This is a genomic window from Rhizobium sp. Leaf371 (genome assembly GCF_001424045.1).
Classification (GTDB): domain Bacteria; phylum Pseudomonadota; class Alphaproteobacteria; order Rhizobiales; family Rhizobiaceae; genus Ferranicluibacter.
In genome coordinates, this window is record NZ_LMQB01000012.1 from 141202 (window position 1) to 162347 (window position 21146).

At 65.7% G+C, this 21146-nt stretch carries 20 protein-coding genes; 7 read left to right on the plus strand and 13 right to left on the minus strand.

Annotated features, from left to right (window positions below; translation table 11 throughout):
• Window positions 1–28: 28 nt before the first annotated feature.
• Together ASG39_RS08670 and ASG39_RS08675 are read right to left on the minus strand one after the other, a co-directional pair.
• Entirely contained in the window at window positions 29–634 is a 606-nt protein-coding gene (locus tag ASG39_RS08670; RefSeq protein ID WP_156468079.1) for an energy-coupling factor transporter transmembrane protein EcfT, read from the minus strand.
• Window positions 628–1308: an ABC transporter ATP-binding protein gene (locus tag ASG39_RS08675; protein ID WP_062594612.1), complete on the minus strand. Its 681-nt coding sequence runs from the start codon at window positions 1306–1308 to the stop codon at window positions 628–630. Before ASG39_RS08675 ends, ASG39_RS08670 begins: the two co-directional genes overlap by 7 nt.
• Before the next feature lie 161 nt (window positions 1309–1469).
• Between ASG39_RS08675 and ASG39_RS08680 the strand changes: the two genes are divergently transcribed.
• The 3 genes from ASG39_RS08680 to ASG39_RS08690 all read left to right on the plus strand — a co-directional run bounded on the left by ASG39_RS08680 (window position 1470) and on the right by ASG39_RS08690 (window position 3394).
• On the plus strand, window positions 1470–2660 hold the full coding sequence (locus ASG39_RS08680; RefSeq protein ID WP_062594921.1) for a winged helix-turn-helix domain-containing protein: 1191 nt from the start codon (window positions 1470–1472) through the stop codon (window positions 2658–2660).
• Between the two features lie 75 nt (window positions 2661–2735).
• Window positions 2736–3026: a hypothetical protein gene (locus ASG39_RS08685; RefSeq protein WP_062594613.1), complete on the plus strand. Its 291-nt coding sequence runs from the start codon at window positions 2736–2738 to the stop codon at window positions 3024–3026.
• Window positions 3023–3394 carry a HepT-like ribonuclease domain-containing protein gene (locus ASG39_RS08690; protein WP_062594614.1) on the plus strand — a complete coding sequence of 124 codons (372 nt, stop codon included), beginning with the start codon at window positions 3023–3025 and terminating at the stop codon, window positions 3392–3394. The genes ASG39_RS08685 and ASG39_RS08690 overlap by 4 nt, the downstream gene beginning before the upstream one ends.
• Before the next feature lie 18 nt (window positions 3395–3412).
• Here the strand turns inward: ASG39_RS08690 and ribB are convergent, their stop codons facing one another.
• From ribB to ASG39_RS08705, 3 genes are all read right to left on the minus strand, one after another.
• Window positions 3413–4513 (minus strand): 3,4-dihydroxy-2-butanone-4-phosphate synthase, encoded by a 1101-nt coding sequence (ribB, locus tag ASG39_RS08695; RefSeq protein ID WP_062594615.1) that lies wholly within the window; start codon window positions 4511–4513, stop codon window positions 3413–3415.
• A 13-nt stretch (window positions 4514–4526) separates the two neighbouring features.
• The gene (gene aroC / locus ASG39_RS08700; RefSeq protein WP_062594616.1) at window positions 4527–5624 is read right to left on the minus strand and encodes a chorismate synthase; all 1098 of its coding nucleotides are present in this window, start codon (window positions 5622–5624) and stop codon (window positions 4527–4529) included.
• Window positions 5625–5755: 131 nt separating this feature from the next.
• Window positions 5756–8485, minus strand: coding sequence for an EAL domain-containing protein (locus ASG39_RS08705; protein WP_062594617.1), 2730 nt, complete (start codon window positions 8483–8485; stop codon window positions 5756–5758).
• A 259-nt stretch (window positions 8486–8744) separates the two neighbouring features.
• Between ASG39_RS08705 and ASG39_RS08710 the strand changes: the two genes are divergently transcribed.
• Window positions 8745–9005 (plus strand): DUF1344 domain-containing protein, encoded by a 261-nt coding sequence (locus ASG39_RS08710; protein ID WP_062594618.1) that lies wholly within the window; start codon window positions 8745–8747, stop codon window positions 9003–9005.
• A 9-nt stretch (window positions 9006–9014) separates the two neighbouring features.
• Here ASG39_RS08710 and ASG39_RS08715 read toward each other — a convergent pair whose 3' ends face one another.
• From ASG39_RS08715 to ASG39_RS24080, 4 genes are all read right to left on the minus strand, one after another.
• Window positions 9015–9599, minus strand: coding sequence for a histidine phosphatase family protein (locus ASG39_RS08715; RefSeq protein WP_062594619.1), 585 nt, complete (start codon window positions 9597–9599; stop codon window positions 9015–9017).
• A 94-nt stretch (window positions 9600–9693) separates the two neighbouring features.
• Window positions 9694–10512, minus strand: a complete 819-nt coding sequence (fabI, locus tag ASG39_RS08720) for an enoyl-ACP reductase FabI (RefSeq protein ID WP_062469489.1) — start codon at window positions 10510–10512, stop codon at window positions 9694–9696.
• 320 nt (window positions 10513–10832) lie between these two features.
• Entirely contained in the window at window positions 10833–11987 is a 1155-nt protein-coding gene (locus tag ASG39_RS08725) for a DnaJ C-terminal domain-containing protein (RefSeq protein WP_082477079.1), read from the minus strand.
• A gap of 149 nt (window positions 11988–12136) precedes the next feature.
• A complete protein-coding gene (locus ASG39_RS24080) occupies window positions 12137–12607 on the minus strand; it encodes an RT0821/Lpp0805 family surface protein (RefSeq protein ID WP_062594621.1) in 471 nt (156 codons plus the stop codon).
• A gap of 103 nt (window positions 12608–12710) precedes the next feature.
• Here ASG39_RS24080 and pdxH point away from each other — a divergent pair, with 103 nt between their 5' ends.
• Window positions 12711–13331: a pyridoxamine 5'-phosphate oxidase gene (gene pdxH / locus ASG39_RS08735; protein WP_062594622.1), complete on the plus strand. Its 621-nt coding sequence runs from the start codon at window positions 12711–12713 to the stop codon at window positions 13329–13331.
• A gap of 4 nt (window positions 13332–13335) precedes the next feature.
• Here the strand turns inward: pdxH and ASG39_RS08740 are convergent, their stop codons facing one another.
• The 4 genes from ASG39_RS08740 to ASG39_RS08755 all read right to left on the minus strand — a co-directional run bounded on the left by ASG39_RS08740 (window position 13336) and on the right by ASG39_RS08755 (window position 17783).
• Window positions 13336–14373 (minus strand): polysaccharide deacetylase family protein, encoded by a 1038-nt coding sequence (locus tag ASG39_RS08740; RefSeq protein ID WP_062594623.1) that lies wholly within the window; start codon window positions 14371–14373, stop codon window positions 13336–13338.
• Between the two features lie 129 nt (window positions 14374–14502).
• Window positions 14503–15414: a hypothetical protein gene (locus ASG39_RS08745; protein WP_062594624.1), complete on the minus strand. Its 912-nt coding sequence runs from the start codon at window positions 15412–15414 to the stop codon at window positions 14503–14505.
• A gap of 276 nt (window positions 15415–15690) precedes the next feature.
• The gene (tldD, locus tag ASG39_RS08750; protein WP_062594625.1) at window positions 15691–17106 is read right to left on the minus strand and encodes a metalloprotease TldD; all 1416 of its coding nucleotides are present in this window, start codon (window positions 17104–17106) and stop codon (window positions 15691–15693) included.
• Window positions 17107–17243: 137 nt separating this feature from the next.
• A complete protein-coding gene (locus tag ASG39_RS08755; RefSeq protein ID WP_062594626.1) occupies window positions 17244–17783 on the minus strand; it encodes an invasion associated locus B family protein in 540 nt (179 codons plus the stop codon).
• A 621-nt stretch (window positions 17784–18404) separates the two neighbouring features.
• Here ASG39_RS08755 and coxB point away from each other — a divergent pair.
• Both coxB and ctaD read left to right on the plus strand, forming a co-directional pair.
• Window positions 18405–19298, plus strand: a complete 894-nt coding sequence (coxB, locus tag ASG39_RS08760) for a cytochrome c oxidase subunit II (protein ID WP_132534912.1) — start codon at window positions 18405–18407, stop codon at window positions 19296–19298.
• Window positions 19299–19316: 18 nt separating this feature from the next.
• Window positions 19317–21008: a cytochrome c oxidase subunit I gene (gene ctaD, locus ASG39_RS08765; protein WP_062594628.1), complete on the plus strand. Its 1692-nt coding sequence runs from the start codon at window positions 19317–19319 to the stop codon at window positions 21006–21008.
• Window positions 21009–21146 lie beyond the last annotated feature (138 nt).

A 21146-nucleotide genomic window follows, 5' to 3' on the forward strand; every position in this document is an offset into this window, starting at 1 on the left:
CCTTTCACGAATTGCTGATGGACGCGAATTACTGACGGCGCAGGCCGCGCGCGTCAATGGCCATGGCGATCATGTCCGCATCTTTCAGCGTCAGGATGATCAAGGGCGCCAGCATCTTCAACGGCCGCACGGGCAGGCCGCGCGCCGCATGCGCGTCCCGCAGGCTCTCGTAGCGCGTCGCGATCTCCGGCACGAAGCGCAGCACGAGGCCGAGCGCCAGCCCGATATCGGCGGCATTCACGAGGCCCAGCCGCTCGAACGGCAGCATCAGGACGGTGATCTCCTCCATGAAATCCCCCACCTCCGTCGAGGCGGTGACGGCCGCGGCGAGCAGAATGAGCGTGGCGAAGCGCAGGAGGACGACGAGACCCTGAAGCGGCGCTTCGAAGACGCCCGTGGCGACGGCCACGATCGCGATGGAGACGAACGGCCAGAAAAGCCGCGACCCCGCCTCGGAAAACGACATCCCGACGCTGGCAAGGACCAGCGCCGACAGCACGGCGGCGCCGCCGAGAAGCAGCGGACTGCCGGTCAGGAAGATCGCAAGGCTCGCGAGAAACAGGCCGGCGAGCTTGATGCGTACGGACAGCCGGTGAAGCGGCGTCGCGCCGTCGATATGCAGGCTCCTCAGCACAGCGCGACCGCCTCATAGGCCTTGACCACGTCGCCCGGCGCCCCGTCGGCGATCAGGCGACCCTCGTGGAAGAGGAGCACGCGGCCGAAACGCTCGATCAGCGACAGGTCGTGGCTGACGACGATGGCGGCTTCCTCAAGGCCTTCCAGCGTGTCGATCACCCGCTTGCGGTTCTTCAGGTCCAGCTGGTTGGTCGGCTCGTCGAGGATCAGGATGTCGGGTGCGCTCACGAGCACGCTTGCCATCGCGACCAGCTGCGTCTCGCCGCCCGACAGCGCATGCACCCGCCGCCGCGCCAGATGCGCGATGCCGAAGCGCGCAAGAATGGCCGCGACCCGGTCGGCGACCTCGGCCTTGCCGACGCCGCGGCTCTTCAGCCCGAGTGCGATATCGTCGGCGACGATCGGCAGGATCAGCTGGTTCTGCGGGTTCTGGAAGATGAAGCCGACGGTGCCGAGCACGGCCGGGCCATCCGCGACGGTGTCGAGCCCGTTCACGGTGACGCGGCCCTGGCTCGGCTTCACCAGCCCGTTGATCGCCCGCGCAAAGCTCGTCTTGCCCGATCCGTTGAGCCCGATCACCCCGATCCGCCGTTCGGTCAGCGTCAGGTCGAGCGGCTGCAGCGCGACGGTCTCGCCATAGCGGACACTGCAATCGGCAAAGCGGATCTCCAATCCCGTCTCCTCGGATCTGACAGCGGATGGCCGGTTCATAGGCGAACCCGGGGGAAAGGCAAGCGTGCGACGCGGCAGCACGGCAAGACGGCGTGTGCGGAAACGACGTATCGTCGCAGCCGGCAGTTGATTATTTGTCAGAACAAAGCATGATCAAACCCATGACGATTCTCGTATCCAACCGCGATGCCCGCCGCATCTTCCTCAACCGCCAGGGCTTGGCCTCGGCGCCGAACCGGGCGCTGACCAAGGCCGGCCTGCTCGATCTCGTCACCAGGATCGGCTTCGTGCAGGTCGACAGCATCTCCACGGTGGAGCGCGCCCACCACATGATCCTCCACGCCCGCAACCAGACCTACAGGCCGGAGCATCTGACCGCGCTTCTGGAAACGGACGGCGCGCTGTTCGAGCACTGGACCCACGACGCCTCGATCATCCCGAGCGCTTTCTTCGTCTACTGGAAGCACCGCTTCGCCCGCGAACGGGAGACGCTGGTCGAGCGCTGGCGCAAATGGCGGGAAGCGGGGTTCGAGGATGTCTTCGACGAGACGCTGCGGCAGATCACCGAGACCGGGCGCGTGCTCGCGCGCGATTTCAAATACGAGGACCGCAGCTCCGGCGGCTGGTGGAACTGGCATCCCTCCAAGACCGCGCTCGAATATCTCTGGCGCACCGGCACGCTGGCGATTGCCGGCCGCGACAGTTTCCAGAAGATCTACGACCTCACCGAACGCGTCATCCCCGAGGCCTATCGCGCGGCCGAGGTGGACCGCGAGGCCTTCATCGACTGGTGCTGCCGGGCAGCGCTCGAGCGTCTCGGCTTTGCCACCCATGGCGAGCTCGCCGCCTTCTTCGCGCTGATCTCGCCGGAAGACGCGCGGCAATGGGTGCTCGCCCATGCGCACGATCTGCAATCCGTGGTCATCGAGCCCGCCGACGGCAGCCGCCCGCGCGCCGCCCATGCGCTGGCCGGCTTTCCCGGCACGCTCGGCGAACTGGAAGATCCGCCGGCGCGCCTGCGCGTCCTCAGCCCGTTCGATCCGCTGCTGCGGGATCGCGCCCGCACCGAGCGCCTGTTCGGCTTCTCCTATCGCATCGAGATTTTCGTGCCGGAGCCGAAGCGCCAATACGGCTACTATGTTTTTCCGTTGCTCGAAGGCGACCGCCTCGTCGGCCGCATCGACATGAAGGCCAACCGCAAGGCGGGCCTGCTGGAGGTCAAGCGCCTGTGGTGGGAACCGGGCATCCGCGCCTCGTCCGGCCGCGACGCGCGCCTCGACGCCGAGCTCATCCGCATCGCCCGCTTCGCCGGCGTGGAGCAGGTCGTGTGGCTGGAGGGGGCGAGAGGGTAGGGCCGCGTCATGTCAGCGGCATCTGTTGTGCGATATTGAGGAGCGCGTATGATGGGTCCAAGCCGAGGATCGAAGATGAAGCCGTCCGCCGCCGTCGAGAAACACCGCGAAGCCATTCACGCGCTCGTGCGCCGCTTCCACCTGTCCAATCCTCGTCTTGTCGGCGCTGCGGGAGAGAACAGCGAGGCCGAGAGCGACGAGCTCGAGTTCCTGGTCGATGATCGCCCCGGCACCACCCTTCTCGATTTGGGCGGCCTGCAAGTCGAACTGGAGGATCTTTTTGGCGTGGAAGTGCATGTGCTGACGCCGGGAGGGCTACCGGAAAAGCGACGCGCAAAGGTTTTGAACGAAGCTCTACCTGTATGAACGATACAAGTCTGGTTGAGCATCTCCTGCTGATGCAGGAAATGGCTCACGATGCTGAGGAGTTTTGTGCAGATTTCGACGATGCGCAATTTTTGGCGGACAGGAAAACACAGCAGGCCTGTATTCTCAATCTGCTCATCATGGGGGAGTGCTCGGCTCGGATACTGAAGGAACAGCCGGCCTTCGCCGACGTGTTCCCGCATATCCCCTATCGAGATATGAAGGGGATGAGAAACCATATTGCGCATGGCTTCTCCACATTGAATCTTGAAACGATCTGGGCAACGCTCGATCAGTTTCTACCGAATGTGATCTCGATTCTTCCGGCAGCGATCGAAGCAGCCATCAGATACGAAAACGATCTCTGAAGCCGCCCCATCACTCACTCACAAAATCACCGTCTCCGAAATCTCGATCCCGAACCCTTCCAGTCCGACATAATGTCGCTCGCGGGTGGAGAGGAGTTTGATCGAGGAGATGCCGAGGTCCTTCAAAATCTGGGCGCCGAGGCCGATTTCGAGCCATTCGCTGTCGCGGGCCTGGGCTTCGCTGTGGCCTTCGCGGTCCTGCATGCCCTTGCGCGCGGTCTGCGACGCGCCGACGCCGACGGAGCCTTCGCGCAGGTAGACGACGACGCCGCGGCCATAGTCCGACATGCGCTGCAGGATGCGGTCGAGCTGGCGCGCCTGGCCGAAGACGTCCGCCCCGACATTTTCCAGATGCAGCCGCACCGGAATATCGACGCCGTCGCGGATATCGCCGAAGACGACCGCGAGGTGCTGCATCGGATCGCAGGGCAGCGAGAAGGCGTGGCCCTTGGCCATGCCGAAGCCCGTCTCGATATCGAAGACGTCGCCGCGGTTGATCAGCGTTTCCTTGCGCTGGCGATAGGCGATGAGATCGGCGACGGACAGCTGCTTCAGGCCATGAACCTCGGCAAAGGCCGAAACCTCGGGACCGCGCATCACGGTGCCGTTGTCGTTGACGAGTTCGGAGATGACGCCGATCAGCGGCAGGCTGGCGAGCCGGCAGAGATCGACGGCCGCCTCCGTATGGCCGGAGCGCATCAGCACGCCGCCCTCGCGCGAGACCAGCGGGAAGATATGGCCCGGCCGGAGAAAATCGGTCGCGCCCGCATTGGGGTTGGCGAGGTTGCGCACGGTCAGCGTCCGGTCGTCGGCCGAGATGCCGGTCGTCGTGCCGTGCTTGAAATCGACGCTCACGGTGAAGGCCGTGGTGTGGGCGCTGTCATTGTCGGCCACCATCGCGTTGAGGTTCAGCCGCTTGGCCTCTTCCTTGGGCATGGGGGCGCAGACGATGCCGGAGGTGTGGCGCACGATGAAGGCCATCTTCTCGGCCGTGCAGTGGACGGCGGCAACGATCAGGTCGCCCTCGTTCTCGCGGCCGTCATCATCGGTGACGACGACGATTTCGCCGGCCTCGAAGGCCCGGATCGCATCGACGACGCGCTTCTGGTCGAAGGACATGAGTGAGATCCTCTTACTTCAGGCGGCCGGTCTGGCCGCGGTCCCGCAAATAGTGATCGGCGATCGCGCAGGCGACCATGGCCTCGCCGATCGGCACGGCGCGAATGCCGACGCAGGGGTCGTGGCGGCCCTTGGTGCGCACGTCCACCTCCTGGCCGTCCGCATCGATCGAGCGGCGCTCGGTGAGAATGGAGGAGGTCGGCTTGATGGCGAAACGGGCGACGACCGGCTGTCCCGTGGAAATGCCGCCGAGAATGCCGCCGGCGTGATTGGAGAGGAACACCGGCTGGCCGTCCGGCCCGATCCGCATCTCGTCGGCGTTTTCCTCGCCGGTGATGCCGGCCGCCTCGAAGCCGTTGCCGATCTCGACGCCCTTCACGGCGTTGATCGACATCAGGTTGGAGGCGATGTCCTGGTCGAGCTTGGCATAGATCGGCGCGCCGATGCCGGCGGGCACGCCCTCGGCCACGACCTCGATGATCGCGCCGACCGAGGAGCCCGCCTTGCGGATGCCGTCGAGATATTCTTCCCAGACCGGGACGATGGCCGGGTCCGGCGCAAAGAACGGGTTGTTGCCGACCTCCGACCAGTCCCAGTTCGCCCGGTCGATCTTGTGCCGGCCGATCTGCACGAGCGCCGCGCGCACGGTGAGGCCCGGCACCACGCGCCGTGCGAGCCCGCCGGCCGCCACGCGCGCCGCCGTTTCGCGGGCGGACGAGCGCCCGCCGCCGCGATAGTCGCGAATGCCGTATTTCACGTCGTAGGTGTAGTCCGCATGGCCCGGGCGGTAGCGCCGCGCGATCTCGCCATAGTCCTTGGAGCGCTGGTCGGTGTTCTCGATCAGCATGGAGATCGGCGTGCCCGTGGTGATCAGCGTTTCGCCGTCGGCATCCGGCATCACGCCGGAGAGCACACGCACCAGATCGTCCTCGCGCCGCTGGGTCACGAAGCGCGACTGACCGGGCTTGCGCTTGTCCATCCAGGCCTGCAGTTCAGGCAGCGTGAAGCGGATGCCCGGAGGGCAGCCGTCCACGACGCAGCCGAGCGCCGTGCCGTGGCTTTCGCCCCAGGTGGTGACGCGAAAGAGATGACCGAACGTATTATGCGACATGCTGCGGCAACCATTGTCTGCTGCGGGCGGCCGAAACTGGCGGCACCCGTTCTTCGGCCGACACTCTTACTGCATAAGTTGCCGGGCGGAAACGCTTTGCGCAGAAAAACACGGCCGCCCAGGCCGGCTTTTCACGAGGCAAGCTCCCATTGCAGGACGGCGGCGCGCTTCAGGTCCTCGGCCGTCACGGGCTTGGAGAAGGCATAGCCCTGCAGGATATCGCAGCCGAGCACGGCCAGCATTTCCGCATGCGCCAGCGTCTCCACGCCCTCCGCCACGATGCCGATGCCGAGCGACCGGCCGATATCGATGATGGCGCGCACCAGCGCCTGTTCGCGCGGCGAGTTGATGATGGGCGAGACGAGCTGCCGGTCGATCTTCAGGCGCTTCGGCTTGATCTTCAGCAGGCTGACGATCGAGGTGTGGCCGGTGCCGAAATCGTCCAGTTCGATATCGATGCCGAGGGCGAGGATGCCGGCGATGTTCGCCGTGATCATCTCGTCGTCGCCATCGAGGAAAATCGCCTCCACCAGTTCGAAGCAGAGCTGCCCCGGCCGGAACGAGAGGCCGGCAAGGGTGGCGAGCAGCGTTTCGTCGCTCAGCCGTCGCGCCGAGACGTTGACCGAGATCCGGGGCATGGAAATGCCGGCGGCGGTCCACGTCATCAGGTCGATCAGGGCGCGCTCCATGACGATCTTGTCGAGCGTCGCCACCACGTTCAGGTCCTCCGCGATCGACAGGAACCTGTCCGGCGTCAGAACGCCCTCGCGCGGGTGGTTCCAGCGGATCAGCGCCTCGACCCCGCAGAGCGTCAGCGTTTCCGCATCGAACTGCGGCTGGTACCAGGCGGTGAACTCGTCGTTCTCGATGCCCTCGAGAATCTCGTCGGCGATGCGCTTGTTGTTGACGATCTCGCATTGCAGCGCCTCGCTGAAGAATTCGAAGCGGTTGCGGCCCTTTTCCTTGGCGCGGTAGAGCGCGATATCGGCATTGACGAGCAGGCGGCGGAGATCGGCGTCCGCCCCGTCGCTGACGGCAATGCCGATGCTGACGCCGAAGCGGCAGGCAAAGCCCTCGAAATCGACCGGCTGCCGCATCCGTGCGATAATCCGCTCGGAGAGGGCCTCCAGCTCTCCGGATGCGGGATTTTCGACCAGCACGATGAATTCGTCGCCGCCGATGCGGGCGACCAGATCGCCTTCGCCGGCCTCGCTCTGCAGCACCTGCGAGGCATGCACCAGCATGGCGTCGCCCGCGGCATGGCCGAGCGTGTCGTTGATCTGCTTGAAGCGGTCGAGATCGAGATGCAGCAGCGCCACGTCGGTCGCCGCGGTGGGATCGCGCTCGGACAGGGCGGCGAGGGCGGCGTCGAGCATGCGCCGGTTGCCGAGCCCGGTCAGCGGGTCGTGCAGCGCATTGTGCTCGATCCGGTCCTTGGCCGCGGCAAGCTCCGCCGTCCGCGCCTCGGCAAGCGCCTTCGCCTCCCGCAGCGCCGCCGTCAGGTGCACGTCCTCGGTGATGTCCCAGCTGATGCCCGTCACGGTCTTGCGGTGATCCGGCCCGAGATTGACGGCGCCGATGTGGCGGATATGGCGGATGCCCGTCGGCAGCACGACGCGATAGTCGCTCTGGTAGCGGCCGAGAAACATCACCGTCTCGGTCAGCGCGTCCTCGGCCTCGTCGAGATCGTCGGGATGGACATGCACCTTCCAGCCGTCGGACCCGGGCGCCCCGCCGCCCGTGGCAAGGCCGTGAAGATGGTACATCCGGTCGTCCCAGCTCCGCTGCCGCGTGGCGAGATCGATTTCCCACACGCCGAACCGGGAGCATTCCAGCGCCAGGTTGAGCCGTTGCGACATGGCGACGAATTCGCGGTTGCGGCGGTCGAGCGCGGCGACGGCCCGCCGGCGCTCCCCCATCATGCCGAAGGTCAGCACGATCGGGACGATCACGACGATGCCGCAGAGAAGAAGGATCAGGCCGATCCGGTGCGCGTTGTCGGGCGTCTGGTCGAAGCCGCCGACGGGCACGCCGGCGATCTGCCACGCGCCGCCGGGCAGGGCGACGTCCTGAAGTACGGGTTCGGCCTGGAACGTCGCATTCCGCCCGACGAAGGCGTCGCCGATATTGTCGGGGTCGGAAATGTCGCGGATCGCGAGCATGATCGGCGTGTTGCGGCCGGTAGAAACGGGGCCGGCAGAAACGCGGCTGGCGGCGTTACCGCGTTGGCTCAGCGCCGTCAGCGTCGTGCCGAGCTGGATGGCCTCCTCGTCGATCACCGCCTCGACGAAACCCCAGAGGCCGGACGAGCCGCCGCGACCGGAGAAGACGGGAAGATAGACGTCGAAGCCGGCGGTGCCGTCGGGGAGAATGATCCGGCTGCCGAGCGCGGCGCGGCCATGGGTCTGCGCCCGGCGCGATGCCGTGCGCTGCGAGTAGAACGTGTCGAGCCGCGTGCCGACGATCCGCGCCTGTTCCCAGGCGGGCATGACGCGGGTGAGCACCCCGCCCGGCGCCAGGCCGATCCGCCGGATGCCGGGATTGCGCCGCATGATCCGCGTGGCGATCGCCTCGAACCGTGCCGGCGAGATGCTGCCGTCGAGGGAAACGTCGTTGGCGAGACCGGAGAGGGCGGCGGTATTGCTCTCGATGTTCGCCTGGATCTGGGCCGCGACGAGGCTCAGCGTGCTTTCCACGTCGCTCTTCAGGGCTTGGCGAAAATTGGCGCTGTTCTGCGTCTGGTAGACATAGCCGATGGCGAGCAGGGCGAGGATCGCGAACAGAGACGGGACGATCGAGGAGCGCGTGAAACGCCCTGCGATCGCCGCCTTGGCGCGAACACTGTCCCCAAACCACGTCATGCAGACAGCTTCCCTTTGAACTCGCCCAAGGGTAGTGCTCGAAGATTAAAAACTTCTTATGAAAGCTGGATGTCCACAAGCGGGCGCCGGTTCGGCGGGCGGATCGCGTCAACCCTTCGTTAACCATGTTTTCGGGAACCGGCTCCGCCGTCACATGCTCATCGGATTGTCACAAGGTTGGTGAATTTTTGCCACAATCGACGCCCAAAAACTGCATCATATTCGAACAGTGAATCAAACCGCCAAGAGGGAGACACAGATGCGTTTCGTCGTTGCGACATTGATGGCGACCGCCAGTTTCTTCGCCCCTCTGGCAGCCTTTGCCGACAGCGCCGATATCGAGGCCACGATCACGAGCATCGATACGGATCGGCTGAGCCTCTCGCTGGATGACGGAAAGAGCTATCAGGCGCCGGAAGAATTCAACTTCGAAGGCCTGAAGGCCGGCGTCAAGGTGGTCGTGTTCTACACGGAAGTCGATGGCAAGCGCGTGATCAACGATCTCGAAGTCGTCCAGTAGGACCGCTGTCTAGACCCAGCCGACCGTCCCGTTCTCGATCTTCAGGATACGGTCCTGCGGGATCGCGCCCATCGAGGCCTCTTCCGGCGCCAGCGCGCCCAGAAGCTTGAACACGCTGCGGATGACGCCGCCATGGCTGACGCAGACGGTGGGCACCGCAACGTCCTTCATCCAGGAGGCGATGCGCCAGGACAGGATCTCGTAGCTCTCGGCATCGCTGCCCGGCGGGATGAAGTCCCATTTCGAGGCCTCGCGCTCGGCGACCTTTTCCGGCACGCTCGCTTCCAGCTCCTCCAGCGTAAACCCCTCCCAGTCGCCGAAGGAAACCTCCTTCAGGCGCTCGTCGGTCCGGTAGGCGCCGGGGTCGAGGCCCATCGCGCCGCGCAGCAGTTCCATCGTCTCGCGCGTCCGCCCGAGCGGGCTTGCCACATAGTCGAAGGCGGTCGCCTCGGTGCCGAGGATCGCGGCCAGCGCCCGGCCATTGCCGCGCGCCTGCGCACGGCCGGTGTCGTTCAGCGGAATGTCCTTCTGGCCCTGGAGGCGGATTTCCGCGTTCCAATCGGTCTGGCCGTGGCGGATCATGTAGATCAACATCGGGAAATGCCTGCTGCAGGGGAGGGCGGATCGGGCGTCCGGATGGGCCGGACCTGCCGGCGGCCTTCAGGATCTGCCCGATCGGGAGAAAACGTCAGTCCTTGACGACGGCGATATCCGGCGCGTCCACCGCCTTCATGCCGACGACGTGATAGCCGCTATCGGCGTGATGCACTTCGCCGGTCACCGAGCGCGACAGGTCGGACAGCATGTAGAGACCGACATCGCCGACCTCTTCGATCGTCACGGTGCGGCGCAGCGGCGCATTGTATTCGTTCCACTTGAGGATGTAGCGGAAGTCGCCGATGCCGGAGGCGGCCAGCGTCTTGATCGGGCCGGCCGAGATGGCGTTGACGCGGATGTTCTTCGGGCCGAGATCGACCGCGAGATACTTCACGCTGGCTTCCAGCGCGGCCTTGGCGACGCCCATGACATTGTAGTTCGGCATGACCTTCTCGGCGCCGTAATAGGTCATGGTCAGCATCGAGCCGCCGTCCGTCATCAGCTTTTCCGCGCGGCGCGCAACCGAGGTGAAGGAATAGACGGAGATCTGCATGGTCTTGGCGAAATTGTCGGCCGAGGTATCGACGTAACGGCCGGTCAGCTCGTCCTTGTCGGAAAAGCCGATGGCGTGGACGACGAAGTCGATCTTGCCCCAGGTCTTCTCGATATGGTCGAACACGGCGTCGATGGTCGATTCGTCCGACACGTCGCAATGGCCGGCGAGAATGCCGCCGAGTTCGGCCGCGAGCGGCTCGACGCGCTTCTTCAGCGCATCGCCCTGATAGGTGAAGGCGATCTCGGCACCCTGCGCATGGATCGCCTTGGCGATGCCCCAGGCGATCGACCTGTTGTTGGCGACGCCCATGATCACGCCGCGCTTTCCACTCATCAAACCGGATGTCTGCGCCATCGTGTCTGCCCCCGAATGCCTCTGGATCGGACCGGCAGGCGCCAGTCGAAATCTTGCTTGAAAATACAGTGCCGGAACGCGTCCGCACCCGCTCGTAAGCGAGGGTCGGTCCGGTTTGCGAGGCCTCGCTATGGCATAGGCTTACAAGGCGTTCAAGCTTGGGGAGGATCAGGAACTGTTAGGAGCGGTAACAAACGGTCAGTGTCCACCGCGAATCTCACACATCTGTCACACAGCGCGCGATATCTCCGCCGAACGCCTCCGACAGTGCGGTTGGGCGGATGTCCGACGGGATCCGGTCTGATCGGGGAGAAACCGGATCAGAGCACCAGCCCGTCGCGCTGGCTGCGCATCAGGTCCATCAGTTGCCGGTCGGGACGCTTGCCGAGCGTCAGGCTGAGCTCGACGATCAGGTCGCCGCGCCGGCCGTCCGCGGTCGGAAGGCCCTGGCCGGCGATGCGGATGGGGCTGTCGGGGCCGGACCAAGGGGGAACGACGACCGGCGCCTGTCCCGTCGCGGTCGCCACCGTCGCGGTGCAGCCGAGCACGGCATCGTGCAGCGACAGGAACAGCGTGGTGCGCAGGTCCGTGCCCTCGACGCGGAACCGCTCGTGCCGCGCGATGCGGATGCCGACCAGCGCGTCGCCGCGGGCCGCGCCCTGGCGGTAGCCCTGTTCGCGCAGGCGGATCAGGCTGCCATCGGTGGTGCCGGGCGGCAGCGCCACCTTCAGCACCTGCCCGTCGGGCAGCGTGGCGGTCACGCGCTTGCGTTGCAGAATGTCCTCGATGGTCGCGACGGCCTCGCAGACGAGATCGGGCACGCGATCGGCGGCCGGCTTCTCGGCGCTCTTTTCGCCGGTTCGTTCCCCGGCCTTCTCGACGGTTTCGCCCGTGAGCGGCAGAATCCGGCGGAAAAGGCTGGAGACGATCTCGGCGGCCGGCGCCGCCGCGCGGGCAAGAATGCCGGGACCGGCGGGCGCGCCGGGTGCAGCGGCATCCGCTGTCGTCTCGGCGGGCGTCGTCGCCTCGTCCGCAGCTTTCGCCTCGGTTGCCGGGGCCTCGCTGCGTGGCGGGGCGGCCGGGCGGGGGGCTGCCGGCCGCGGTGGCTGGGCGCGGGCCGCCTCGGGCTTGCCGTCCTCGGTGCCGAAGATGCGCGAGACCGCCTCTTCGGCCGTCTCCGGACCCACGGGCTGTTCGGGCGCGCGCGAACGGTCGGCGCGGCGCTTCATGTCTTCCATGCGGCGCAGATCGGCGTCGCGGCGCGCCTGGTCGTAGCGATTGCGCATCTGCGGGTCCTTCAGGACCTCATAGGCGCGGCCGGCCTCGGCAAAGCGGGCGGTGGCGTGCGGATCTTCGCGATTCTGGTCGGGATGAACGGCCTTGGCCACGGCGCGCCAGGCGGCCTTGATCTCGTCGGGGCCTGCATTGCGGCGGACGCCGAGGACGGTATAGGGGTCCTGCATCGACATTTTCATCATGATCCTCCAGCGACGGCGGGTTCGCCATTGCCGGCAGCGATCATGAAAAGAAGGCCCTTAAGGACAGGTTTATCCCTTGGAAACGCGGCCGTTTACATCCGCACAGGGTTAAGAAAGCGTTTGCGGAGGAAGGGCCGTTCGGTGATTCAGCTCCGGGGCCCGAAGCTGGTCAGCGTCCAGTCGCCGTCGCCCGTCCGGCAGGTATTGCCGTCGAACTTGGCAATGCCCTGATAGGAGTGGCGCGTCGTGGTGAAGCGGCGGCACACCATCGCCCCGACGGTCTGTTCCTCGATGCTGGAAATCACGCCGGCGCTGCCGGATTGCGCATTGGCCCAGGGAATGGGGTTCTGGGTGACCTCGGTCACGTCGGCCGTCGAGACTGCCGTCTGTACGGCGGCCGCATCGACCATGGCCGGGCTGGCCGGTGCGGGGACGGAGCCCGTGCGCACACTGTCGACGCCGGCCGCGTCACCGAGCCCGATGCCGTTGCCCATGCAGCCGGAAAGCCCGACGACGCAGAGACCAAGCGTCGCCGCCCCGGCGATGCGGCCAAAAAGCGCGCCGGCGGATCGGGAGAAGAGCTTGGTGTCGCAGACGCGTTTTGCTATGTCTTTCACGGTCACCCTGTCGAACTCGAAATGAATGCGGTGTCGCTCGAAACGGCATGTCCGGGGCTTACGTTCGAAGTCAGCATCGGCAGCCTGCATTGGAAACTGAATTATGACGGAAACCCGGTTAACAACTGGTGACTTCACCGAGGAAAATGAACCATTTACGCTCTTTGGCAGCTGGCTGGAGGAGGCGAAGAAGAGCGAGATCAACGATCCCAACGCGGTCGCGCTCGCCACCGTCGATCCGGATGGCCTTCCCAACGTGCGCATGGTGCTTTTGAAGGATTTCGACGCCGACGGCTTCGTCTTCTACACCAATTTCGAAAGCCAGAAGGGCCGCGAGATCCTGGCGACCCGCAAGGCCGCCATGTGTTTTCACTGGAAGAGCCTGCGCCGGCAGGTGCGCCTGCGCGGGACGGTCGAGATCGTCGGTGATGAGGAAGCAGACGCTTACTTTCAGTCGCGCGCCCGCGGCAGCCGCATCGGCGCCTGGGCGTCGAAACAGTCGCGCCCGCTCGAAAGCCGGTTCGCGCTGGAAAAGGCGGTTGCCGAGTTCACCGCGCGCCACCCGATCGGCGAGATCGCGCGCCCGGCCTATTGGTCCGGGTTCCGCATCCGCCCGGTCTCCATCGAGTTCTGGAAGGACGGCGCCTTCCGCCTCCACGACCGCATCGAGTTCCGCCGCCCCGAGACGGCCGGCGACTGGTCCAAGGTGCGCATGTACCCTTGAGGCGTCAGCGAGCTTTCATCAGGCGAAACGGAATGCCCGAGGCAAGCGCCGCGACATCGCCCGGCGCCTGGAAATGGCCGTTGATCGAGATGCGGGGAAGGGCGGTCAGGTCGGCATCGGTCGCGAGCGTGCCGGGCCGGGTCGTGACCGCGACGAGCCCGTGGCCGCCGGCCAGCCGCATGTCGCGCGCCGAGACGGCCCGCCTGTCGCCATAGGGATAGGCGAAGCTCGAGGGGCGAATGCCCGTGATGGCCTCGACGGCCTCGACCGACCGCACGATCTCGGCCTCGGCATCCGCGTCGGACAAGCGCGCCAGCGCCCGGTGGCTGACCGTGTGCGCCCCGATGGAGGCGCCCGGCAGGCGGGCGAGCGCCTCCAGCCCCGCCGCATCCAGCGTCAGCCGGTCGGTCAGCGCCAGCGGATCGAGCCCTTCGGCACGGGCGACGCGGTCGATTTCGGCAACGGCCGCCGCCTCGTCGCCGGACTGCACGAAATCGGCAAAGCGCGCGAACGCCGTCTGCATCTGCTGCGGCGTCTGAAGATGGATGCGCTCCGGCCAGTCCTCGAATTCGAAGATCAGCCAGGGCTTTTCCTGCAGCAGCGCCGCCAGCGTCTCCCACCAGAGGCTGTGCGTGCGTTTGACGAAGCCCTCCGTCGCAAATACCGTGAAGGGCGCGCCATGATGGACGAAGACCGGGGCGGCATGGTCGAGATTGTCGCGATAGGCATCGTCGAGCGTGAAGACGGCAACCGGCCTCCGGTCGTCGCTCGCGAGATGCGCGGGAAGATCGGCGAGCGCGATGAACCTGTAGCCGTCCCGTTTCAGCCGCGAGAGGGCCGCGTCGAGCGATTGCGGCGTGATCTCGAGATGCGCATTCGGTGAAAACACCGCGGGAACGAACGGCCGCACATGATGCAGCGTAAAGATCGCCCCGCGCCCGCGCGCACCGCGCATCAGCCCCCCTGCCGAAAGCCCGCGCGCAACCGCCAGCCCGCCGGCAATGACGCCTCTTTTGATCAACCGCTTCACGACCGCCGACACTCCCGCTGGTGACGCCGGCGAGTGTAGGGCCCATGGGGTAAAGGCTCCCTGAACGGCGGGGCGGCAAATGCCGGATACGCAAACGGGCCGCAGTCGCGGCCCGCCTGATCGTCGTTTCATTCCAGGGTGTTAGCGACGGATATAGAGATTGTCGTCGTCGCGCTGGCGACCGCCGAGAGCAGCCCCGATGCCAGCGCAGATGGCGCCGATCAAGAGCGACACGGCGCCGATGAGGGCGGTGGTGGCGCTGGCCTTGCGGGCCGTTTCCGCCGCATCCGCCGCCGCCGTCTTCGCATCCTCGATGCTCTTCAGCACGCTGTCGACGCGGCTATTGGCATCGGCCTCCGAAAGGCCTGTGCGTGCGGCGATCAGCTGCGACAGATAGGTGCGGTCACCTTCCGGGATCGTGCCGGTCGTCGCGCCGTTCATCAGGATGCGGGAGACTTCGGACGTCGCGTCGGTGCCGTTCGGGCCCCCCTGGCCCGTGCGCGGATCGGCCGGGCGCAGCAGCGTGTCCACGAAATAGGACGTCGCATTGCCGGCGCTGTCGGAGGTTGCCGCTGCACCCATCGTGGTCGCGGCCGCGGTGCCGGTCAGCGAGGCCGCAGCCTGCACGCCGGTGCCGATGGTGGACGACACGACCGAGCCGAGCAGGCCGGCGGCGACCAGCGTCGCGATCGCCCAGGCGAGAATGCCGTGCGCGGTGTCGCGGAAGAACGCCTCGTCATTGTGGATGCCGCTCCATTTGGTGCGCAGACGTCCGGTCATGTAGCCGCCGAAGGCCGAGGACAGCCATTGCACGATGACGATCCAGACGGCAGCGGAGACGGCGAAGGTCGTGACCGACGGGCCGTCATTGCCGAACGGGGAGGCAACGCTGAGGCCGAGGCCCGAGCCGAGCAGAGTGAGAAGCAGGGTCAGGGCCGACGCCGCGACGGCGCCTGCGAAGATCGCACCCCAGCTGACGGCGGACTTGGCGGATTCCGCCGACGACACGGAAGCGGCCGCCGCGGGAAGGACGGCGGTGAGAGGCTTTGCCATCTCCGCCTCCTAGCGCACGAACAGCATGATCAGGATGATGATCGGGATCGGAATCCCCAGAAGCCAGAGCAGAATGCCGCGTCCCATGATGTCTCTCCTTGCTGCCCGGACGCACTGTCCGGATTTGACCATCGTCAACTGAAACGACGCGGGAAAGTTCCGTGGGGGGAGGAGAGACGTCAGGCGGAAGCATCATGCCTTCCGCCTGAAATAAAACGCTTTTTTAGCGGGAGCATGCCAGAGGTTCGAGGACTGAGGCCGGAAGCGCGAGGCCGATCAGGCCTGCGTGCCGCCGACGGTCATGTCGTTCATGCGCAGATGCGGCTGGCCGACGCCGACGGGCACCCATTGTCCGCCCTTGCCGCAATTGCCCATGCCGGTGTCGAGCTGCATGTCGTTGCCGATCATGGTGATGCGCTTCATCGCATCCGGCCCGTTGCCGATCAGCATGGCGCCCTTGACCGGCGCGCCGACCTTGCCGTTCTCGATCAGATAGGCCTCGGTGCAGCCGAACACGAACTTGCCGGAGGTGATGTCCACCTGACCGCCGCCGAAGGACACGGCATAGATGCCCTTCTTCACCGAGGCGATGATCTCTTCCGGCGTCTTGTCGCCGGCCAGCATATAGGTGTTGGTCATACGCGGCATCGGCACGTGGGAATAGGATTCGCGCCGGCCGTTGCCGGTGGCCTGCATGCCCATCAGGCGGGCATTCTGCCGGTCCTGCATGTAGCCGACCAGTTTTCCGTCGTCGATCAGCACGTTGTAGGCGGAAGGCGTGCCTTCGTCGTCGACGGTCAGCGAACCCCGGCGGGATTCGATTGTGCCGTCGTCCACCACGGTCACGCCCTTGGCCGCCACCTGCTCGCCGATCAGGCCGGCAAAGGCGGAGGTCTTCTTGCGGTTGAAATCGCCTTCGAGCCCATGGCCGACCGCTTCATGCAGCATGACGCCCGGCCAGCCCGACGACAGCACCACGTCCATGGTGCCGGCCGGCGTGTCGATCGCCTCGAGATTGACCAGCGCCTGCCGCAGCGCCTCGTCGGCCCCATAGCGCCAGGTCTCGCCGGCGATCAGATCGCCGAAACCGCGCCGCCCGCCAAAGCCGTAGGAGCCGGCCTCCTGCTTGTCGCCGTCGCCGACGACGACGGAGACGTTGACCCGCGTCATCGGCCGGATATCCTGAACATGCTCGCCATCGGCGCGCAGGATATCGACCACCTGCCAGCTGGCGGCGATCGAGGCGGTGACCTGCCGCACCTTCGGGTCTTTCGCCCTGACATAGGCGTCGATGTTCGAAAGAAGCGCGACCTTCGCCTCGAAGCTCGGCTCGCCGATCGGGTTCTCGTCGCCATAAAGCTTGCGGTTGGTCTTCTGCGGTGCGGCGGCATAGGTGCCGCTATAGCCGCGCGTGACGGCGGAGACGGCATCCGAGGCGCGCTTCAGCGCAGCCACGGAGAGATCGCCGGAATGCGCATATCCGACCGCCTCGCCCGCCACCGCGCGCAGGCCAAAACCCTGGTCGGTGTTGAAGCTACCGCCCTTCAAGCGGCCATTGTCGAAGGAGAGCGATTCGGACTGGATGTGCTCGAGAAACAGCTCGCCGTCGTCGGCGCCCTGCAGCGTCTCGGCCAGAATGCGCCGCACCGCCGCCTCGTCGCCATCGAACAGGGTGATGAGATCGGTGTTCATGGAGCATCTCCGTCAGACAGTGTGAAGCCGCTATGTAGGCACGCGCCGGGGGAGAGGCAAGGCGGAGGAGCCGAGCGGGGGGCCGAACGGAGGGGCCCAAGCGGAGGGGCCCAAGTGGAGCGGGCAGGGCGCGCCTCTTACGGCAGCGCGTCGTAGCCTTCGCCGAAGCCCTTGAGATCGACGGGAATGCCGATGCCTTCCTCGGGCGACTGGAAGACGATGAAGGTCGCGGTCGCGCCGGACCGGAAGGTCTTCAGCAGCTCTTCCTCCAGCACCACCTCGGCATAGCAGCCATCGGAGAAGCAACGGACGAAATAGGCGCGGCCGATATCCTTGCCGTCGACGTTCAGACCGAGACCGTTCGGCAGCAGCACGCCGAGCGGCGCGAGCACGCGCAGGATCTTCGCCTTGCGGTCGGCCGTCTTCAGCACCACCACCGACAGGCCGACTTCCGGCCGGTCCTCGGCGATCACGTTCTGCATCAGCGCGCATTGTTCGGCAGACGCGCCGGCCGGCTGGTCGCAGACGATCGACCAGGCGCCGTGGTTCGACTTGACCGTGCCGGGGGCGGCCGGCGTCTGCTGCGCCATGGCGCTCACGGGCAGGAAGACCAGAGGCAACGCCAGAGCGAGGGCAGCTCCGATGATCGACGGGCGAAAAAGCGGGGACAGGCCCATGAAAACCTCAAAATACCGAATCAGTCCGGCTATTCTTGAAGGGCCGGCCCGGAAATGAAAACCCCCGGAGGGGCCGAATGAAACCCCTGTGGGGGCGAGGCGCGTCTTGTGCCGTCCGACGTCTTCCCTGTCCCGTCGAAGACACGAGAAAAGGCGTCGATGGCCCGATAGGTTCAAATGACGTTCCAGGCGACGTTCTATCAGAGCGCGGTGTGGCGGAAATACGACCCGCGTTCTCACGATGCACGCGCCCCCACATCACGTCTCCGGCATCCTCTGTTCCGCTATCTCCCCGTCTTCTATCCCGCAGGGGCCCGCCCTGTCCACCTCTGCCGCCATGCCGGCCCGAATCGCTCGAGGGTCCCCGGCCCGGATCGCTCAAAGGTCCCCGGCCCGGATCGCGTGCCAGCCCGGAGGCCTGCGCAAAATGCCGCATGGACAAGCCGCGTCTCCCGGTGGCGGCAGCGGTCGTTCTGTGGCATTCTGCGCACGAGGACGAGACCGTTGCCCGCGGTGCATGGACAGATGTTGCGGCTCTGGTCAAACTGTGGTTTGAAGCGCTGTAAAGGGCGGAGATCGTTCGATCCGGCGAAAGCGGGATGGAGAGGGGAATTACGAATGGTGAGAAACAAGGCTTTTGCGGGTCTCGCGGCATGTGTGACGGCGGCAAGCTGTCTGCTTTCCGCGGGCACGGCGCTCGCGGACAAGCCGGTTGCATGGCAGACCAACTTCCAGGCGGCCGCGACCGGCATCATGGAAGAGGTCACCTGGTTCGAGCATTACACGCTGTGGTTCATCATCCCGATCACGCTGTTCGTGCTGGCGCTGCTGGTCGTCGTGGTCGTGAAGTTCCGCGAGAAGGTGAACCCGGTTCCCTCGCGCACCAGCCACAACACGGCGATCGAGATCGCCTGGACCGTCGGCCCCGTCGTGGTCCTGCTGTTCCTGGCCATTCCCTCCTTCCAGCTCCTGACCGCGCAGCTGACCCCGCCGGCCAATCCGGACCTGACGCTCAAGGCGACGGGCAACCAGTGGTACTGGTCCTACGAATATGAAGTCGGGCAAACCCCGCTCTCCTTCGACAGCCTGCTGATGAAGGAAGAGGACCGCGCGGCGCTCGGCAAGGAAGACAAGGACGCCTATCCGCGTCTGCTCGCCGTCGACAACGAGGTCGTCGTGCCCGTCGGCAAGACGGTGCGCGTGCTCGTGACCGCCGCCGACGTCATCCACGCCTTCGCCATGCCGGCCTTCGGCGTCAAGATCGATGCCGTGCCCGGCCGTCTCAACGAGACCTGGTTCAAGGCCGATCGCGAGGGTCTCTATTACGGCCAGTGTTCCGAGCTCTGCGGCAAGGACCACGCCTTCATGCCGATCGCCATCCGCGTCGTCAGCCAGCAGCAATACGACACCTGGCTGACCGCCGCTGCCGCCAATATCGGCGACGCCAACAAGGCCCTGATGGCCTCCGTCGATGCGGTGAAGACGACCGACGTCGCCGCCGCCGCAGCACAGTAATTCGGGGAGCTGGAAACAATGGCCGGAACAACCGCGCATACCGATCACCTTCACGATCATTCGCTCGACCACGCGCATGATGACCACGCCCACAAGCCGCTGACCTTCTTCCAGCGCTGGTTCCTGTCCACCAACCACAAGGACATCGGCACGCTCTACCTGATCTTCGCGATCTTCGCGGGCATCATCGGCGGCACGCTGTCGGTGTTCATGCGCGCCGAGCTGCAGGAGCCGGGCATCCAGATCTTCCACGGTCTGGCCTCCATGGTCTACGGCTTCGAGGGCGACGCCGCCATCGACGGCGGCAAGCATATGTACAACGTGTTCACGACCGCGCATGCGCTGATCATGATCTTCTTCATGGTCATGCCGGCGATGATCGGCGGTTTCGCCAACTGGATGGTGCCGATCATGATCGGCGCGCCGGACATGGCCTTCCCGCGCATGAACAACATCTCCTTCTGGCTGATCATTCCGGCCTTCCTTCTCGTCCTCCTCTCCATGTTCGTGGAAGGTCCGGCCGGCGGCTATGGCGCGGGCGGGGGCTGGACGATCTATCCGCCGTTCTCGACATCGGGACAACCGGGGCCCGCCATGGATCTCGTGATCCTCGGCCTGCACATCGCCGGCGCCTCCTCGATCCTCGGCGCGATCAACTTCATCACCACCATCCTCAACATGCGCGCACCGGGCATGACGCTGCACAAGATGCCGCTGTTTGCCTGGTCGGTGCTGATCACCGCCTTCCTGCTGCTCCTGTCGCTGCCCGTTCTCGCCGGCGGCATCACCATGCTGCTGACCGACCGCAATTTCGGCACGTCCTTCTTCGCACCCGAAGGCGGCGGCGACCCGATCCTGTTCCAGCACCTGTTCTGGTTCTTCGGTCACCCGGAAGTCTACATTCTGATCCTGCCCGGCTTCGGCATCGTCAGCCACATCGTGTCGACCTTCTCGCGCAAGCCGATCTTCGGCTATCTCGGCATGGCCTATGCGATGGTGGCGATCGGCGCCGTCGGCTTCATCGTCTGGGCGCACCACATGTACACGGTCGGCATGTCGCTCGACACGCAGCGCTACTTCGTGTTCGCCACCATGGTCATCGCCATTCCCACGGGCGTGAAGATCTTCTCCTGGATCGCGACGATGTGGGGCGGGTCCATCCGCTTCGCGACGCCGATGGTCTGGGCGATCGGCTTCATCTTCCTGTTCACGGTCGGCGGCGTCACCGGCGTCCAGCTGGCGAATGCCGGTCTCGACCGCGCCCTGCACGACACCTATTACGTCGTCGCCCACTTCCACTACGTCCTCTCGCTGGGCGCCGTCTTCGCCATTTTCGCCGGCTGGTACTACTGGTTCCCGAAGATGAGCGGCTACATGTACAACGAGTTCATCGGCAAGCTGCACTTCTGGGTCATGTTCATCGGGGTGAACCTCGTGTTCTTCCCGCAGCATTTCCTCGGCCTCGCCGGCATGCCGCGCCGCTATATCGACTATCCCGATGCGTTCGCGGGCTGGAACTACGTCTCGTCGATCGGCTCCTACATCTCGGCCTTCGGCGTGCTGATCTTCCTCTACGGCGTCTGGGAAGCCTTCGCCAAGAAGCGCCTCGCCGGCGACAATCCGTGGGGCGAGGGTGCCAACACGCTCGAATGGCAGCTCTCTTCGCCGCCGCCGTTCCACCAGTGGGAGCAGCTGCCCCGCATTCGGTAGGGTTTTGGGGGAGGGGCGGTTGTGGCTTGCCCCTCATCCGCTTGGCCGGCACCTTCTCCCCGCGCGCGGGGCGAAGGGGCATGCGGCAACCGCTCGTGCTATAGTGACCTATCGGGACGCATCCCAAATCTTGGGGCG